Here is a 15,867-nt window from a genome sequence, read left to right as displayed (position 1 = left end):
CCGGTCGGGCCCCCGCTTTTTATGACGTGGTGCACCAATACGGACGGTCGCCCCTACCGCACCCCGCGGTACCGCGCCATTGTCTCGCCAATGATGCAGCGCATTCATTGGGATTTGCACTAGGGTCGGTTTATCTATGAACGACGAGGCAAACGCGCCGTCGCTGTCATGCGACGGACACGCTCGTGCCCCGCGTCGAAGGCGTCTGAACTTGCGTGCCTGACACGCGCGCATTGCGATCCTCGCGAATCATGGCGCTGGCTCGCTCGGCGATCATCAGCGTCGGCGAATTCGTATTGCCCGATGTAATGACCGGCATCACCGACGCATCGACGACGCGCAATCCTTCCAATCCGATGACACGCAAGCGCGAATCGACCACCGCCGCCGGATCGTCGACCGCGCCCATGCGACATGTGCCGACCGGATGGAAGATCGTCGTGCCGACCTCGCCCGCGGCCTTGACGAGTTCTTCTTCCGTTTGAAACTGCAATCCGGGCAGGATTTCTTTCGGCGCGTAACGTGCCAGCGCAGGCGAGCCGACGATGCGCCGCGTAAGACGCAACGCATTGGCGGCGACATGACGATCGCGATCGGTCGACAGATAATTCGGCGCGATCAAAGGCGGCTTGCGCGGATCGGGCGAATCGATGTGTATCGTGCCGCGCGACGTGGGTCGCAAATTGCAAGCGGACGCGGTGAACGCGTTGAAGCGATGCAGCGGCTCGCCGAATCGATCGAGCGAAAGCGGCTGCACGTGGTACTCGATATCGGCGCGCGTGATTGACGGATCATCGGGATCGGACTTCGCAAATGCGCCGAGTTGCGACGGCGACATCGACATCGGGCCGCTTTGCGTTAGCGCGTATTGCACGCCGATCATCAGCTTGCCCCACCAATGCGCGGCCATGGTATTGAGCGTGCGCACGCCGTTCACTTGAAACGCCGCGCGCAACTGCAAGTGATCCTGCAGGTTTTCGCCGACGCCGCGCAGATCCTGCACGACGCCGACGCCGAGCTTCTGCAGACGCTCACCGTTGCCGACGCCGGAGAGTTCGAGCAACTGCGGCGAATTCACCGCGCCCGCGCTCAAAAGCACCTCACAACGCGCTTTTGCAACGAAGTCGATATCGCCTGCAACGCCGCCGCGATACTCGACGCCGACACAGCGCTTGCCTTCGAAAACCAGGCGCTGCGTCGTCGCGCCCGTGATGATCGTGAGATTGCCGCGTTGCAGAGCCGGACGCAGGAACGCCTTCGACGCGTTCCAGCGTATGCCGCGTCTCTGATTGACGTCGAAGTAGCCGACGCCGGCGTTGTCGCCGCGATTGAAATCGTCGGTGACGGGAATGCCCGTTTGCTGCGCAGCCTCCGCAAACGATTCGAGGATCTGCCACCTCAGACGCTGCTTCTCGACGCGCCACGGACCGCCCGCGCCATGCCACTGATTCGCCCCGCCGTGATGGTCCTCGCTGCGCTTGAAAACCGGCAGCACGGCGTCCCAGCTCCACGACGAATCGCCTGTGATGCGCGCCCACTCGTCGTAGTCCTCGCGCTGGCCGCGCATGTAGATCATGCCGTTGATCGACGACGAGCCGCCGAGCACGCGGCCGCGCGGATACGCCAGCGCGCGCCCGTTCAGCCCCGCTTCCGCTTGTGTCTTGTAGAGCCAGTCCGTGCGCGGATTCCCGATGCAATACAAATAGCCGACGGGAATATGAATCCAGTGATAGTCGTCCTTGCCGCCCGCTTCGAGCAGCAGCACGCTGACATCCGGGTCTTCGGTGAGGCGATTCGCGAGCACGCATCCTGCCGTGCCCGCGCCGACCACGATGTAGTCGAACTCGCCTTCGAGCGTAGGCGCCTGGCTCATGATGCCTCTCGCGAACGATAGTGAGCGTGGGGGTAGTTCAATTGAGCGCCTTATTTCGCCACCGGCATCGTGAACTCCGCGCCCTTCGCGATGCTGTCGGGCCAGCGTTGCATGATGCTCTTGTAGCGCGTGTAGAACCGCACGCCTTCTTCGCCGTACGCGTGATGGTCGCCGAAGAGCGACTTCTTCCAGCCGCCGAACGAATGCCATGCCATCGGCACCGGAATCGGCACGTTGATGCCGACCATGCCGATCTGGATCTGCCGCGAGAATGCGCGTGCGATGCCGCCGTCGGACGTGAAGCACGAGACGCCGTTCGCGAACTCGTTCGCGTTGATCAGTTCGACCGCCGATGCGAAATCCGGCACGCGCACGACGCACAGCACGGGCCCGAAGATCTCCTCGCGGTAGATCGTCATGTCGGTCTTCACGTCGTCGAAGAGCGTGCCGCCGAGGAAGAAGCCTTCTTCGTGACCCGGCACCTTGTGGCCGCGGCCGTCGACCACGAGCTTTGCGCCCGCCGCCACGCCCGCGTCGATATAGCCGGACACCTTCGCGCGATGCGCGCCTGTCACGAGCGGCCCCATTTCGGCATCGGCTTCCATGCCGTTCTTGATCTTGAGCGCCTTCACGCGCGGCGTGAGTTTCTCGATCAGGTCGTCGGCGATATGGCCGACCGCCACTGCCACCGAAATCGCCATGCACCGCTCGCCCGCCGAGCCGTAGGCCGCGCCGATCAGCGCGTCGACGGCCTGGTCGAGATCCGCATCGGGCATCACGACGAGGTGGTTCTTTGCGCCGCCGAGCGCCTGCACCCGCTTGCCGTGCTTCGTGCCTTCGTTGTGGATGTATTGCGCGATCGGCGTCGAGCCGACGAACGACAGCGCTTCGACATCGGAATGCTGGAGCAGCGCATCGACCGCCACCTTGTCGCCGTGCACGACGTTGAACACGCCGTCGGGCAAGCCCGCTTCCTTCAGCAGCTCGGCCAAGCGAATCGATGCCGACGGATCGCGCTCCGACGGCTTCAACACAAACGTGTTGCCGCACGCGATCGCGATCGGAAACATCCAGCAGGGCACCATCATCGGGAAGTTGAACGGCGTGATGCCGGCCACGACGCCGAGCGGCTGCCGCAGATTCCAGTTATCGATGCCGCCGCCGATCTGATCGGTGAAATCGGTCTTCAGGAGATTCGGAATCCCACACGCGAACTCGACGATCTCGATGCCGCGCATCACTTCGCCCATCGCGTCGGAGAACACCTTGCCGTGTTCCTTCGTGACCCGTTCAGCAAGTTCCTCATGGTGCTCGTCGAGCAGCTGCTTGAACTTGAACATCACCCGCGCACGCTTGATCGGCGCGGTCTCGCTCCATTTCGGAAAGGCCCCCTTCGCAGCGGCAACCGCAGCATCCACCTCGTCGACGCCCGCCAGCGGCACGCGCGCGGCAACGGAACCGAGCGCGGGATTGAACACGTCGCCGAAACGGCCGCTCTTGCCGGCCACCGCGCTGCCGCCGATGAAATGGGCCAATTCGCGCACGCGTGCGCTTTGATCTGCCTCGCTCATGATGTCTCCCGTTGGGCCGCGTCATCAAAGGCCGCCGGCCGGACGCGTCTGGATCGAAGCGTACGCGGCATCGCGCCGCGAAATCCAATGAGTAATGCTCAACTGCGATATAAGGCGCGCTAATATCAGCGCATGGACCTGATACTGCTCCGCGCCTTCGTGACGGTCGCGCGCACCGGCAACCTGACGCGCGCCGCCGCGCAGTTGCATCTGACTCAGCCTGCCGTCAGCCTGCAGATCAAGAATCTGCAGGAAGCGCTGGGCGTGGCGCTGTTTTCGCGCACGTCGCACGGGCTCTCGCTCACGCGCGACGGCCAGGCGCTCCTGCCGCACGCCGAGCGCGCACTCGCCGCGGCCGGCGACGTCGAGCGGGCCGCGGCGACGCTGCGCCAGGAAGTGCGCGGGCGTCTGCGCATCGGCACGATCCTCGACCCCGCATTTCTGCGGCTCGGCGGTTTCCTCAGACAACTCGTCGAAACCTATCCGCAGATCGAAACCGCGCTGAGGCACGGCATGTCGGGCTGGGTGCTCGACCAGATCCGTTCGCGCGAGCTCGACGTCGGCTACTACATCGGCGACCCCGCCGAAGACGACCCGCGCGAGCACGACCTCTTTCGCGCCGCCACGCTCATCCGTTTCCAATATCGCGTGCTCGCGCCGGCCGGCTGGAAGGACCGCGTGAGCCGCGCCCGCGACTGGCGCGCGCTCGCCGCGCTGCCGTGGATCTGGACGCCGCCCGCGTCCGCACATCACCGGCTGCTTTCGCGGCGCTTTGCCGAGGCGGGCGTGACGCCGGTGAAGGTCGCGGAAGTCGACCAGGAACCGTCGATGCTCGATCTCGTGAAGTCCGGCGTCGGGCTCACGCTCGCGCGCGATTCGATCGCAATCGCGGAGGCGCACGCGCACGCGCTGACGATCGTCGAAGGGGTCACGGTGCCGACGCAGCTCACCTTCGTCACGCTCGCCGAGCGCCAGGACGAGCCGGCGATCGCCGCGGCATTCAAGCTGATCGAGCAGCAATGGGCGATATGAGCGGCGCTGATGAACACCCCCCGCGCGCACTATCGTTCGCTGCGCCCCAAGGGGGCGGATGCCTTCCTTGGGACGGGCGGCATCGTGAACAAGGCAGCCGACACAACAGGGATCGGCAATATTTGCTAGATTCGTGGTTCGCGCTTCGCGCGTCCCCTCATACGTTGTTCTCTCCCCCCCACCTCTTCCCGACAGGAGCCTCAGATGGCACGCAACATCGAAATCAAAGCCCGCGCCCAGCAGTTCGAACAACTGCGCGAACGCGCCGCCGAACTTTCGTCCGAGACTCCCCTGATCTTCCGCCAGCAGGACTTCTTCTACGACGTGCCGCGCGGGCGTCTCAAGCTGCGCCAATTCGACGACGGCACGCCCGCCGAGCTGATCTTCTATCAGCGCGACGATCGCGACGGCCCGAAGGCGTCGTACTACACAAGGAGCCCGGTCACCAACCCCGAGGCGATGCACGCGCTGCTCGCCACCGCGCTCACGACACGCGGAATCGTCACGAAAGAACGCCACGTCTATCTGGCTGGGCGCACCCGCATCCATCTGGACCGCGTCGATGGGCTGGGCGATTTCGTCGAACTCGAAGTCGTGCTCGCGCCCGAAGACGACGAGGAAAGCGGTGAGGCCGAAGCGCACGAGGTGTTTTCGAAGCTCGGCGTGCCGGCTTCGGATCTCGTCGCGGTGGCTTACGTCGATTTGCTCAGTCCGGCGAAGGCAGGCGAAGCCGCTTGAGTGTTCATATCAATGCGCTGACGGCGCACGCAGCGACGCGCCGTCAGCGCATCCCTTCTGGTAGAACGCAATCCCCGCAGCAAACTAAGCCGCTCCGGCCCCAGGCGACAGATGGCCGAGCGGCAACGGCCCATTACGCTTGAACGTGGTGAGCACGATGTTCGAGCGCACGCTGTCGACGCCCGGCACCCGCATCAGCTTCTTCATCACGAACGACGACAGCGCGTTCAAATCCGGCGCGACGATGCGCAGCAGATAGTCGGCATCGCCAACCACGGCATGGCATTCGAGCACCTCAGGCAGCATGTCGATCTGCTGCTGAAACTGCTCGATGATCGAGTCGCCGTGATGCTTGAGCTTCAGGCTCGTGAACGCGGTGACGCCGAGCCCGAGCCTTTCGGGCTGCAGCACGACCCGATAGCCGTCGATTACCCCTGCCGCTTCGAGCCGCTGCAGCCGGCGCCCGATCTGCGACGGCGACAGCGGCACCTGCTCGCCGAGCTGCTGATGGGTTGCGCGTCCGAAGCGCTGCAGCACGTCCAGCAGCGCCAAATCGAAGTGATCGAGTTCCACCATGAGCATTTCCCGCATGAATTCGAAAATAACGCGCGATTATTGCATATCGGCGCAATAGCACGCTCCGATTACACCCATTCCGCGGACACCCCGCACTACACTTGCACGCACCCCGATTTCACCCATGCAGCAAGACCATGCCCGCCGCCGTCACCGCCAAACTCAAAAAACAATTCGAAGCCGGCGCCCTTCCGCTGCTGGCGCGGCTTTACTGGTAAACGGTGGAATTGATCACCCGCGGCACGCGGGAAGGCTGGAAAGACGAAAGCAACATCTGAGGAGGTGCGAACGCTTCACGCCCCTGCAGGCGCTTGTCTTCTGTGAAAAAATGTTCGGACGGTTGCGGCCACCGCGCCCGTTGCCGCTCGACCGCCGCCGGGCGGCATCACGCGCCGGCGGCCGCAGCCGAGGCACACCGAGCGGACGTCTGAGAGCGTCCGCGCAGAATCAAAGCCCTTAGAGGTGACATGATGATCCACAAGCTGACTTCCGAAGAACGTTCCACTCAGCTCGCGCAACTGTCAGGCTGGGCGGCTGTCCCGGGCCGCGACGCGATTCAGCGTGAATTCAAGTTCGCGGATTTCAACGAAGCGTTCGGCTTCATGACGCGCGTGGCGATCAAGGCGCAGGAGATGAATCACCACCCGGAATGGTTCAACGTCTATCACAAGGTGGAAATTACGCTGTCGACGCACGAGGCGAACGGTCTAACCGAACGGGACGTGGCGCTCGCGCGCTTTATCGACGAAGTCGCGAAATCGACGCAGCGAGCATAAGATGCACCGCAGCGTGAAAGCGAATTGCAGGTAATTCGGGGTCGTATCGCCGCTTTCTACAGGCCGTTCTTAAGGCGCACGTAAGACTCCCAGGCCTCGCGCGCAATGGGTTCCAAACCTTCCTCCGACAGAGTGGTCTGACGCTGTACAATCAGCAGCGCATACGGCTTGGAGAGCGCGCTTGCCTCTTTGCATAAGCTGAGTTCTTCGCCGCTCGATGGCGAACGGGCGCGCCAAAAATTGATCGCAGCTTCTAGTTCGTTGATCGTAATATCGGACATGTTCTCGTGATCGTTCCTTGGCCGCCTGCTCGAAACCGACGCGCGGCGGCGTGCTCCCCAGCAGAGACGGCGCACCGGCGAACCGCGTGCTTCAAAGGCCTAACCCATTGTACTTGAGCGAAACCCATGCGACTCCTTCTGATCGAAGATGACCGCCCCATCGCGCGCGGTATTCAAAGCAGTCTTGAACAAGCCGGCTTCACCGTCGACATGGTCCACGACGGCATCTTTGCTGAACAAGCCCTCACGCAAAACCGCCACGAGCTCGTGATTCTCGATCTCGGTCTGCCCGGCATCGACGGCATGACGCTCCTGTCGCGCTTCCGCCAGAGCAATCGCCATACGCCCGTGATCGTGCTGACCGCGCGCGACGAACTGAGCGACCGCGTCCAAGGCCTCAATTCGGGCGCCGACGACTACATGCTCAAGCCGTTCGAGCCGGCCGAACTCGAAGCGCGCATCCGCGCGGTGATGCGCCGCAGCGGCCCGCACAGCGATATGCCGCGTCCGGAAGTGTCGCTGGGCGGCGTGCGCCTGTCGGGCGTCGATCGCCGCATCTTCAACGACGACAAGCCGCTCGAACTGTCGCCGCGCGAATTCGCGGTGCTCGAAATGCTGCTGCTGCGCCACGGCCGCGTCGTGAGCAAGGCCCAACTGCAGGACCATCTGACGCACTTCGGCGGCGATCTCGGCGACACCGCGATTGAAGTCTACGTGCACCGCGTGCGCAAGAAACTCGAAAACTGCCGCGTCGAAATCGTCACGGTGCGCGGCTTCGGCTATCTGCTGCAGGAAATCCGCCAGGCTTCCTGAGCCGGCGGCAAACGGCAATAACCCCGGGTTGAGCCTTGGTCCGCACCTGCGCCGCGTTGTTTACGCGCGGCGCGGCGGCGAAACACAGGGCCCTCCGGGGTTTTCTCCATCGCACGTCCTGAGATGAAACAGCCGCCGCGCTCACTGGGTTCGCTGCCCCCCAAGGGGGTGTCAGTAAGCTTGGGGCGGCCCGGCGCTTACTGACATGCCCCACGCCGCTGCGAATAGCCTGCGCCGCTCGCTGCTGCGGCGCCTAGCCGCCCCGCTGTCGCTGCTCGCGCTGATGAGCGGCCTGATCGCGTATTGGCTCGCGTGGCAGTACACGCAGCACGTCATCGACCGCTCGCTCGCGGACCTCGCCACCGCGATCTCGAAGCAGATTCAAATCGCCGGTCCCGACGCGTCGATCACCGTCCCGCCGCTCGCGCAAGCGATGTTCTCCGACCCGACCGAGCAGCTTATCTACCGGATCAGCGACGGCGAGAACGAGATCGCCGGCGACCCGAAGCTGCCGCTGTTCGGCTCGAACGTGCGGCGCATGCACTACGCGTACGCGTTCGAGGCGCAGCATCAGGGCGTGAGCGTTCGCGTCGCGCAGGTTCGCGTGAATCAGGCGGGCGGCAATCCGATGATCGTCGAGGTTGCGCAGCCGGTGCGGCATCGTTTCCGGATCGCCGCCGAGTTTCTCGTCGCGATCATGATGCCGCTGCTGCTGTTGCTGCTCGCGGGCTGGGGCATCGTCTGGCGCGTGGTCAACCAGCAGCTCAATCCGCTGACCGATCTCGCCGATTCGCTCAATCGGCAGACGCACACGTCGCTCGAACCTGTCGACGAAACTTACGTGCCGGTCGAGATCCGGCCGCTGACGAGCGCGCTGAACGCGCTGCTCGAACGCCTGAAAACCGCGCTCGACGGGCAGCGCAAATTCATCGCCGACGCCGCGCATCAACTGCGCACGCCGCTCACCGCCGTGAAGCTGCACGCCGAGCAGGCGGCCAATGCACGCGACCCCGCGCAGACGATCGCCGCCGTTTGCGAGCTGCGCGCCGCCGCCGATCGCGCGGTGCGCCTGTCGAATCAGCTGCTCTCGCTCGCTCGCGCGGAGCCGGGTGCGCAGGCCGCGCGCTTCGTCGACGTCGACTTGGCCGTGCTCGCGTTCGAAACCGGCGCGGAATGGGTGCCTCGCGCGCTCGCCGCGCACGTCGACCTCGGCTTCCAGCGCCTCGACGATCCGGCGAACGACAGTCCGCTCGTCGTGCGCGGCAACCCCGTCTTGCTGCGCGAGGTGATCGCGAATCTGCTCGATAACGCGTTGAAGTATGTCCCGCCGGCGCGGCTGGACGGCGGCAGGATCACGGTCAGCGTCGCGCAGGCGACAATCGATGCCGCGGCGTACGCCGAAATCATCGTCGAGGACAACGGCTCGGGCGTGCCCGTCAATCAGCAAGTCGATCTCTTCAAGCGCTTTTTCCGCGGAGATGGGCAAAACGTGGTCGGGACCGGCGTCGATGGCGGTGCGGGCCTCGGGCTCGCGATCGTCCACGACATCATGGTCTTGCACGGCGGCAGCGTGCAGTATGCCGATGCGCCCGAAGGCGGCGCCCGCTTCATCCTGCGGCTGCCGCTAGTCGCGGCCGCGCGGGCGGGCGATGCGGCGCTCGCCAAAAGAAAATCGGCGCAACATGCGCCGATCGATCTGTGAAGTCGCCGCTCATCACGGTCGCCTGAGTCAGGCAGCGGGCTGGCTCACGGAAAGTCATACTGCCTAAAGAAGCAAAAAGAAGCGCGAAAAGGCTGCCCGGCGTCGCGAGCAGCCTTGGCTTACGGCTAGTCTTTCTTCTTACGCTTCTTCTCTTTTTCCTTGTCTTTCGTCGAAGCGAGCATCGTGCCGCGGCACTTGCGCGCGCCGCAGCGGCACTCGTACTCGCGCTTGAGCTTTTTCGTCTGACGCGCATCGATCACGAGGCCGTAGTCGTAGAACAACTCTTCGTCGGCGTCGATGGCGCGCAACGCGTGGATGAACACGCGTCCGTCCACCTCTTCCGCTTCGCAGTTCGGCGCGCACGAATGATTGATCCAGCGCGCGCTGTTGCCGTTCACTTTGCCGTCGATCACGCGGCCGTCTTCGAGCGCGAAGTAAAACGTGTGATTCGGCTCATCGGGGTTATGCGGATGCCGTCGCAGCGCCTCTTTCCACGAGATCCGTTCACCCTTGTATTCCAGCAAACGTTCGCCGGCCTTGATCGGCTCCACGGCGAACACGCCCTTGCCGTGCACACCCGATTGGCGCACGACCGTCCTGCGTGAACTCATCGACGAATCCTTTCTAAAACTGCAACCGGCCACCGCTGGCCGGCATGTGCCGCGCTCAAACGCGCGTGGGGCATTTTCAATCTTGGATAGAAAACGCGGCGCCCAGCGGGCGCCGCGTGAACGTGCGACGCGAGCGCGTCACAACCGGCATCGTACACGGTCGAGACAGCCTAATTCAACCTCGCGCGCCGCTTCGTGCGCACGCGGCCCAACTCTATTTCACGTCATCGTTGCCCGAACGAAATATCGCCGAACAACGCCTTCTGATCGCGCGGTTGCGAGCGCCAATATTGCGGCGGCGCCTCGACCGCGGCGCCGAGCTGCGCAGCTGCATGCCACGGCCAGCGCGGGTCGTACAGCATCGCGCGCGCCATCGCGACGCAATCGGCCTTGCCCGCTTCGATCAGCTCGTTCGCGTGAGCCGGATCGGTAATGAGGCCGACGGCGATCGTCGTGATGCCGGTTTCCTTTTTGACGGCTTCGGCGAACGGCACCTGGTAGCCCGGACTCAGCGGGATCTTCTGCAGCGGCGATACCCCGCCCGACGACGTATCGATCCAATCGCAGCCGCGCTTTTTCAACTCGCGCGCGAAGGCGATCGTATCGTCGAGATTCCAGCCACCGTCGACCCAATCGGTCGCAGATACGCGCACGCCGACCGGCTTATCGGCCGGAAACGCCGCGCGCACGATCTCGAAGATTTCGAGCGGAAAGCGCATGCGGTTCTCGCGCGAGCCGCCGTATTCGTCGGTGCGCTGGTTCGCGAGTGGCGATAGAAATTGGTGCAGCAAATAGCCGTGCGCGCCGTGGACTTCGAGCGCGTCGATGCCGAGGCGCGCCGCGCGCCGGGCGGTTGCGGCGAACGCTTCGCGGATGCGATTCAATCCGGCTGTATCGAGTGCAAGCGGCGGCACTTCGTCGGGCTTGTGCGGAATCGCCGAGGGTGCGTGCGTCATCCAGCCGCCCTCGGCCACCGGGATCAGCTGGCCGCCATCCCACGGAACGTGACTCGACGCCTTGCGCCCGGCGTGCGAGAGCTGCATCGCGACGTGAATCTTCGAATGCTTCCGAATCGCCGCGAGCACCGGCACGAGCGCCCGTTCGGTCACGTCGTCCCACAAGCCGAGACAGCCTGGCGTAATGCGTCCGTCGGGCACGACCGCCGTCGCTTCGATGCACAGCATGCCCGCGCCCGACAGCGCGAGATGACCGAGATGGATCATGTGCCATCCGGTCGCCTCGCCGCGTTCGGCGGAATACTGGCACATCGGGGAGACGACGATGCGGTTCGGAAGCGTCACGCTGCGCAGCGTGAGCGGTGAAAACAACTCGGCCATGAAAATCTCCGACGGGATTCGCCCGATGCGACAGAGAAGCGCCCGAGCATAGCACGCGAGTTTTTTGCTTGCTGGCGGCGGCGCCGGCGCTTATTTGCGCTTCGCGGCGCCTGCGGCGTCGAGCCATTCCTCGAAAGTCTTGCGCGCGGCCACCTCGAGCGCAGGGCCGAGACAGGCCGTGTCGGCACGCAACTGCAGAGCGTCGACGCCCGGCGTCGCCGCGATTTCGCCGGCGTTGCCGATAAGCCAAGGCTCGAACCGCTCGGCACGAATCTCCGGATGGCATTGAAATCCGAGCACATGACTGCCCCACGAAAACGCTTGGTTCTCGCAAACCGGCGTCGAAGCGAGATGCGTTGCGCCGTCCGGAAGGTCGAATGTGTCGCCGTGCCAGTGGAACATCGAGGTGTGCGCGCCGTCGAGATGGCGCAGCGGCGAGGCTTGTCCGGCAGCGGTCAGCCTGAGCGGGGCCCAGCCGACTTCCTGGGTTGCCGCCGGATAGACGCGTGCACCGAGCACGCGCGCGATCAGTTGCGCACCGAGGCAGATGCCGAGCGTCGGCAACCCGGCGGCGATGCGTTTTTCAAGCAGGGAAAGAATCGGCTTGAGCGTCGGGTAGGCAGCGTCGTCAAACGCGCCGATCGGCCCGCCGAGGACCACTGTCAGCGAAGCCGCGACCGGATCCGGCGCAGTAAGACGCGCCAAGCCGACGTCGAGATAGCGCACCGCCACGCCGCGCTCACCCAGCACGCGTTCGAGACTACCTAAATCCTCGAAGTACACATGGCGAATAGCCAACACTTCGCGATTCATCAGGGCTCAGCTCCCCGCGACGAGACCGAACGAGAATTCGAGAGACGACGCCGAAAGCCAGGCAGCCGGTGCGCGACCGGCCTGCCTGTGCGAAAGCGGCATCAGCCTTGCTGCGCGAAAATCTTCCAGGTCTTCTTCTGCGTGGCGACATCGGCTTCTTCGTGGACCGAACAATCGAGACGCAAGTCCGTGTCCGCAAACGACAACTCGAGCAGCTTGCAGCGATGCGGCGTCTTTTTCGGATTCTTGCTCGGCTCGAAGTGGGTGCAAGTCACGCACATCCGGTGCTGCGGAATGTCGCCCTGCACTTGCAGCTGGCGAATCATTTTCAGCAGCGTGCGATAAAACACCGCCTGTTCTTCGTCGCGCAGCGTGCCGATCGCCTCGGACAGGAAGTCCGGCCACTGCAGCGCACGCTTGGCCGCCGTACGGCCGCGAGCTGTCAGCCGCACCGCCAATGCGCGGCCGTCGTCGAGCGCACGGCGCTTTTCGACGAGGCCCTTGGTTTCGAGCGTGCTGACGGCGTCGCTCGTCGTCGCCGCAGTCAGCGCCGTTTCGCGCGCGATCTCGCCCAAGCGCATTGGCCCCTTGCGTTGCATCAGCAACACGAGGATCTCGCCCTGGGTCGGCGTCAGGCCGGCGCCTTCCGCCCACTCCCATGCCTGGCTGCGCATGGCCGTGCTCAACCGTAACAGGCTGTGCGTCACGCGCCCGGTTGCTTGCTCTCCGTATACACCTTCGCTCATAGTCTTTCGTTCGCTATTGACAGCATGCTGCTGTTTAGTCGGCCGTGCGGCACCTCGCGCCTACGGCCTGCCGTGGGGAGGCTCGCCGCAGTATATTCGCGTCCGGGCCGATTTTACTATCTCAAAAATTTCGCGCTGCTTGAGCTTCCAATCCCGCTCGTCGAAGCCATCGCCGCGCGCCGTTCTCGGCGGCGATGCGCCTTGCGTTATACCCGATCGCCGAGTCGCCCGCATGACTTCACGCCGCAACAAAACCGTCATTCTATTCGAGAGCGGAGAATCGTACAGCTAAGTTATTCAGTGAATGTTGTGGATAACCTTGGGACAAGTGCTGGGACCGATTGTGCGTGATTTCTTGATAACGTCATAGTGCGACGTAAACGTTATCAAAGTTATCCCGTCGCCAGGCCACGATCATGCACTTCGCCCACAAGGTTATCGCTTACGCAGCCCGTTGAGTTTACGCCGAATTCCTCGGTTATCCACAAGCGGGCACGGCCTTTGTTAACTATTACTACGTATGTATACGTAAACCTTAAGAAAACCTAAAGGAGCGCTATCGATATCCCCCTTTCACCCCCGCCACTGCAAGCACTGCTGCCGGACCGCTTCGTGCAGCGACTTTTCCTTGCCGAATACGCCGCGCAGCCAGGTGGCGTCGTTGACCTGTCCGCGCGCGATCGCGGCGACCTCGGTCAGCGCCGCCTTCGAGCCGAGCACTTCGGCATGCGGAGCGATCGCATCCAGCGTTTCGAGGATGTCCTCGGAAATCGAGCGCCGCTCGCCTGTCTGCGGATTGATGCAGATGCCGGCCAGACCGAAGCGGCACGCCTCGAACCGGTTGAACGTATAGACGAGGTAGTCGTCCTCCTTCGGCGTCACCGGCTTGTCGAGCAGCAGATGGCGCGCAAGCGTCTGGATGTAGCAAGCGATCGCCGCCGCGCGATCGACAGACAGCGGCGTATCCATCACGCGCACTTCGATCGTCCCGAAGCCCGGCTTCGGCCGGATGTCCCAGTAGAAATCCTTCATGCTGTTGACGACGCCCGTATTGACCATCTTCGAGAAATATTCCTCGAAGCTGTCCCAGGTCAGCACAAACGGCGCGCGGCCCGAGAGCGGAAACGCGAACACGGAATTCAGGCGTGCCGAATGAAAGCCGGTGTCGACGCCCTGGACGTACGGCGATGAAGCCGAGAGCGCGATGAAATGCGGAATGAAGCGCGACATCGAGTGCAGCATGAAGAGCGCGCTGTCCGGGTCCGGGCAGCCGATGTGCACGTGCTGGCCGAACACCGTGAATTGTTTTGCCAGATATCCGTAAAGCTCGGAAATGTACTGAAAGCGCGGCGTATCGAAAATCTGCCGCTCGCTCCATTGCTGGAACGCGTGCGTGCCGCCGCCGCACAGGCCGACATTCAGGTGATCCGCCGCCGCGACGAGCGTGTCGCGGATCTTGCGCAGATCGGCCACGACCTGTTCGTGCGACGTGCAGATGCCCGTCGACAGCTCGATCATGCTTTCGGTGATCTCGGGCGTGATGTTGCCCGGGATCTTTTCGTCCTTGACGAGCCGCATCAGATCGGACGCGGCTTTGGTCAGATCATAGTCGTGCGTGTTGACGACCTGGATCTCGAGCTCCACGCCGAACGTGAAAGGCTTGGAGTTGATGAAGGCTTCGAGCGACATGGCGTCCTCTGTCATTCAAGTCAAACGTCGCGGCGTTCGCCGACGAGCGTCAGGCTGCGATAAACGATCCAGGGGCCCACGATCTGCAAAACGACGATCGAGCACATGATGACCGCGCTCAGCATCGGATCGAACTTCGGGTACAGGTCGTAGGTATCTTGGACGAGCAAGTAGGCAAGCGCCGACATTGGCGAGAGCGACAAACCGAGCGCGACACCTTGCTTCCAGTTGAGCCCGCTCGGCTTCGCGAACGCGAGCACGCCGATGAGCTTCGCGACGAATCGCGCGACGATCAGCCCCAGCGCCGCGACGCCGCCGAGCACGATGTCCGTCCATTCGAAAGACGTCAGCGTCAGCACGAACAGGATCACGGTGAGCAGCCACCCGGCCGTGCCGAAATGCTGCGGCCACAGCTGCGGCTTGGCTTCGAGATTCTTCACGATGATGCCGGCGGCCAGGAGGCTCAGGATCGTCGAGAGCCTGAACAGATGCGCAATCGCGATCGCGAGCAAAACGAGCCCGAACAGCGCGACGAACGAATGCTCGTCCTGCAAATTGAAGTACCGATACAGGAAAGTACAGGCGCGCGCGAGCGCAAACGCGAGAATCAGCGAGCCGGCGAGCAGATAGAGCGGCTGAACGATCGTGGCGAAGACGTTGCCGTACGTCTCCTGGTGAACCCAGCCCGACGCGAGCTTTTCGATGACGACGGCGTACATGCTGTTGAGCGCAGTCAGCGTCAGCAGGCGCTGGGTCACCTGCCCTTCGGCGCGCAGCTCGGTCTTCAACTGGATCACCATCGCGGGCGACGTCGCCATGGCGATCGACGCGAGCACGGTCGCGACGATCACGGGCACGTGCAGGAACACGAGTGCGGCGAACACGAGGACGAAGGTCAGCGTCGCTTCTGCCAGGCTCGATGCGATGAGCCACGGATTGCGCCGGATCCACCGCAAGTCGAGCCGACCGCCGAGCTCGAACAGCAGCAACCCGAGCGCGACGTCGAGCAACAGACGCGATGTGCCCCCGGTGCTCGCATCGATCGCGCCCAGGCCTGCGGCGCCGGCGATGAGTCCGATCACTCCATAGCCCGAGATGCGCGGCAAATGCCAGGCTCGATAGCAGAGTTCGCCCAGCAAACCGGCGGCGATCATCGCGAGGCCCGCCCAAAAAATCGCATCCGGCGCAAGCGGCCAACCGGGGAGGAATGAAAACGCCGATTTCATCGTTATGGCTTCTCCTTTGCAAACAAGCGCAAGCGGCACATGGCCACGTCACGACCAGCCAGCCTTGGGGGGCCGCTGTGTTC

Annotated in this window: 15 protein-coding genes; 5 read left to right on the top strand and 10 right to left on the bottom strand. The window is 63.7% G+C overall.

What is annotated here, in order from left to right:
- Window positions 1–166 precede the first annotated feature (166 nt).
- Window positions 167–1,873, bottom strand: coding sequence for a GMC family oxidoreductase (locus J3489_RS17105; protein WP_206999928.1), 1,707 nt, complete (start codon window positions 1,871–1,873; stop codon window positions 167–169).
- A gap of 50 nt (window positions 1,874–1,923) precedes the next feature.
- Window positions 1,924–3,444, bottom strand: a complete 1,521-nt coding sequence (locus tag J3489_RS17100; RefSeq protein WP_206999925.1) for a CoA-acylating methylmalonate-semialdehyde dehydrogenase — start codon at window positions 3,442–3,444, stop codon at window positions 1,924–1,926.
- A gap of 132 nt (window positions 3,445–3,576) precedes the next feature.
- On the opposite strand from J3489_RS17100, the gene J3489_RS17095 reads away from it, so the two are divergent.
- Window positions 3,577–4,476, top strand: a complete 900-nt coding sequence (locus J3489_RS17095; protein WP_206999923.1) for a LysR family transcriptional regulator — start codon at window positions 3,577–3,579, stop codon at window positions 4,474–4,476.
- Window positions 4,477–4,680: 204 nt separating this feature from the next.
- Window positions 4,681–5,214: a class IV adenylate cyclase gene (locus J3489_RS17090; RefSeq protein ID WP_206999921.1), complete on the top strand. Its 534-nt coding sequence runs from the start codon at window positions 4,681–4,683 to the stop codon at window positions 5,212–5,214.
- Window positions 5,215–5,298: 84 nt separating this feature from the next.
- Here J3489_RS17090 and J3489_RS17085 read toward each other — a convergent pair whose 3' ends face one another.
- Window positions 5,299–5,790 (bottom strand): Lrp/AsnC family transcriptional regulator, encoded by a 492-nt coding sequence (locus tag J3489_RS17085; protein ID WP_206999920.1) that lies wholly within the window; start codon window positions 5,788–5,790, stop codon window positions 5,299–5,301.
- A 470-nt stretch (window positions 5,791–6,260) separates the two neighbouring features.
- On the opposite strand from J3489_RS17085, the gene J3489_RS17080 reads away from it, so the two are divergent.
- Window positions 6,261–6,566 carry a 4a-hydroxytetrahydrobiopterin dehydratase gene (locus tag J3489_RS17080; RefSeq protein ID WP_207000182.1) on the top strand — a complete coding sequence of 102 codons (306 nt, stop codon included), beginning with the start codon at window positions 6,261–6,263 and terminating at the stop codon, window positions 6,564–6,566.
- A 56-nt stretch (window positions 6,567–6,622) separates the two neighbouring features.
- On the opposite strand, the gene J3489_RS17075 is transcribed toward J3489_RS17080, so the two are convergent.
- A complete protein-coding gene (locus J3489_RS17075; RefSeq protein WP_206999919.1) occupies window positions 6,623–6,847 on the bottom strand; it encodes a DUF3717 domain-containing protein in 225 nt (74 codons plus the stop codon).
- A 126-nt stretch (window positions 6,848–6,973) separates the two neighbouring features.
- On the opposite strand from J3489_RS17075, the gene J3489_RS17070 reads away from it, so the two are divergent.
- Together J3489_RS17070 and J3489_RS17065 are read left to right on the top strand one after the other, a co-directional pair.
- Window positions 6,974–7,660 carry a response regulator transcription factor gene (locus J3489_RS17070; protein WP_206999918.1) on the top strand — a complete coding sequence of 229 codons (687 nt, stop codon included), beginning with the start codon at window positions 6,974–6,976 and terminating at the stop codon, window positions 7,658–7,660.
- Between the two features lie 205 nt (window positions 7,661–7,865).
- Complete coding sequence (locus tag J3489_RS17065; RefSeq protein ID WP_206999917.1) at window positions 7,866–9,362, top strand: sensor histidine kinase; 1,497 nt, start codon at window positions 7,866–7,868, stop codon at window positions 9,360–9,362.
- Between the two features lie 125 nt (window positions 9,363–9,487).
- Here J3489_RS17065 and J3489_RS17060 read toward each other — a convergent pair whose 3' ends face one another.
- The 6 genes from J3489_RS17060 to J3489_RS17035 form a co-directional block, all read right to left on the bottom strand.
- Complete coding sequence (locus J3489_RS17060) at window positions 9,488–9,973, bottom strand: SET domain-containing protein (RefSeq protein WP_206999916.1); 486 nt, start codon at window positions 9,971–9,973, stop codon at window positions 9,488–9,490.
- Window positions 9,974–10,197: 224 nt separating this feature from the next.
- A complete protein-coding gene (locus J3489_RS17055; RefSeq protein WP_206999915.1) occupies window positions 10,198–11,310 on the bottom strand; it encodes an NADH:flavin oxidoreductase/NADH oxidase in 1,113 nt (370 codons plus the stop codon).
- 90 nt (window positions 11,311–11,400) lie between these two features.
- On the bottom strand, window positions 11,401–12,123 hold the full coding sequence (locus J3489_RS17050; RefSeq protein ID WP_206999914.1) for a glutamine amidotransferase: 723 nt from the start codon (window positions 12,121–12,123) through the stop codon (window positions 11,401–11,403).
- A gap of 101 nt (window positions 12,124–12,224) precedes the next feature.
- Entirely contained in the window at window positions 12,225–12,869 is a 645-nt protein-coding gene (locus J3489_RS17045) for a MarR family winged helix-turn-helix transcriptional regulator (protein ID WP_206999912.1), read from the bottom strand.
- Window positions 12,870–13,442: 573 nt separating this feature from the next.
- Window positions 13,443–14,558 carry a YbdK family carboxylate-amine ligase gene (locus J3489_RS17040; RefSeq protein WP_206999910.1) on the bottom strand — a complete coding sequence of 372 codons (1,116 nt, stop codon included), beginning with the start codon at window positions 14,556–14,558 and terminating at the stop codon, window positions 13,443–13,445.
- 20 nt (window positions 14,559–14,578) lie between these two features.
- On the bottom strand, window positions 14,579–15,784 hold the full coding sequence (locus J3489_RS17035; protein WP_206999908.1) for a cation:proton antiporter: 1,206 nt from the start codon (window positions 15,782–15,784) through the stop codon (window positions 14,579–14,581).
- Between the last annotated feature and the right edge of the window lie 83 nt (window positions 15,785–15,867).

The sequence above is a fragment of the Trinickia mobilis genome, from assembly GCF_017315705.1.
Lineage (GTDB): Bacteria > Pseudomonadota > Gammaproteobacteria > Burkholderiales > Burkholderiaceae > Trinickia_A > Trinickia_A mobilis.
The sequence above is the reverse complement of the archived record's forward strand: the minus strand, read 5'-3'. Positions and strand labels throughout refer to the sequence as shown.

What these genes read in the sequence shown, in the direction of transcription:
- J3489_RS17105 (WP_206999928.1), bottom strand. Translation starts at nt 1,873, where the DNA reads ATGAGCCAGGCGCCTACGCTCGAAGGCGAGTTCGACTACATCGTGGTC.
- J3489_RS17100 (WP_206999925.1), bottom strand. Translation starts at nt 3,444, where the DNA reads ATGAGCGAGGCAGATCAAAGCGCACGCGTGCGCGAATTGGCCCATTTC.
- J3489_RS17095 (WP_206999923.1), top strand. Translation starts at nt 3,577, where the DNA reads ATGGACCTGATACTGCTCCGCGCCTTCGTGACGGTCGCGCGCACCGGC.
- J3489_RS17090 (WP_206999921.1), top strand. Translation starts at nt 4,681, where the DNA reads ATGGCACGCAACATCGAAATCAAAGCCCGCGCCCAGCAGTTCGAACAA.
- J3489_RS17085 (WP_206999920.1), bottom strand. Translation starts at nt 5,790, where the DNA reads ATGGTGGAACTCGATCACTTCGATTTGGCGCTGCTGGACGTGCTGCAG.
- J3489_RS17080 (WP_207000182.1), top strand. Translation starts at nt 6,261, where the DNA reads ATGATCCACAAGCTGACTTCCGAAGAACGTTCCACTCAGCTCGCGCAA.
- J3489_RS17075 (WP_206999919.1), bottom strand. Translation starts at nt 6,847, where the DNA reads ATGTCCGATATTACGATCAACGAACTAGAAGCTGCGATCAATTTTTGG.
- J3489_RS17070 (WP_206999918.1), top strand. Translation starts at nt 6,974, where the DNA reads ATGCGACTCCTTCTGATCGAAGATGACCGCCCCATCGCGCGCGGTATT.
- J3489_RS17065 (WP_206999917.1), top strand. Translation starts at nt 7,866, where the DNA reads ATGCCCCACGCCGCTGCGAATAGCCTGCGCCGCTCGCTGCTGCGGCGC.
- J3489_RS17060 (WP_206999916.1), bottom strand. Translation starts at nt 9,973, where the DNA reads ATGAGTTCACGCAGGACGGTCGTGCGCCAATCGGGTGTGCACGGCAAG.
- J3489_RS17055 (WP_206999915.1), bottom strand. Translation starts at nt 11,310, where the DNA reads ATGGCCGAGTTGTTTTCACCGCTCACGCTGCGCAGCGTGACGCTTCCG.
- J3489_RS17050 (WP_206999914.1), bottom strand. Translation starts at nt 12,123, where the DNA reads ATGAATCGCGAAGTGTTGGCTATTCGCCATGTGTACTTCGAGGATTTA.
- J3489_RS17045 (WP_206999912.1), bottom strand. Translation starts at nt 12,869, where the DNA reads ATGAGCGAAGGTGTATACGGAGAGCAAGCAACCGGGCGCGTGACGCAC.
- J3489_RS17040 (WP_206999910.1), bottom strand. Translation starts at nt 14,558, where the DNA reads ATGTCGCTCGAAGCCTTCATCAACTCCAAGCCTTTCACGTTCGGCGTG.
- J3489_RS17035 (WP_206999908.1), bottom strand. Translation starts at nt 15,784, where the DNA reads ATGAAATCGGCGTTTTCATTCCTCCCCGGTTGGCCGCTTGCGCCGGAT.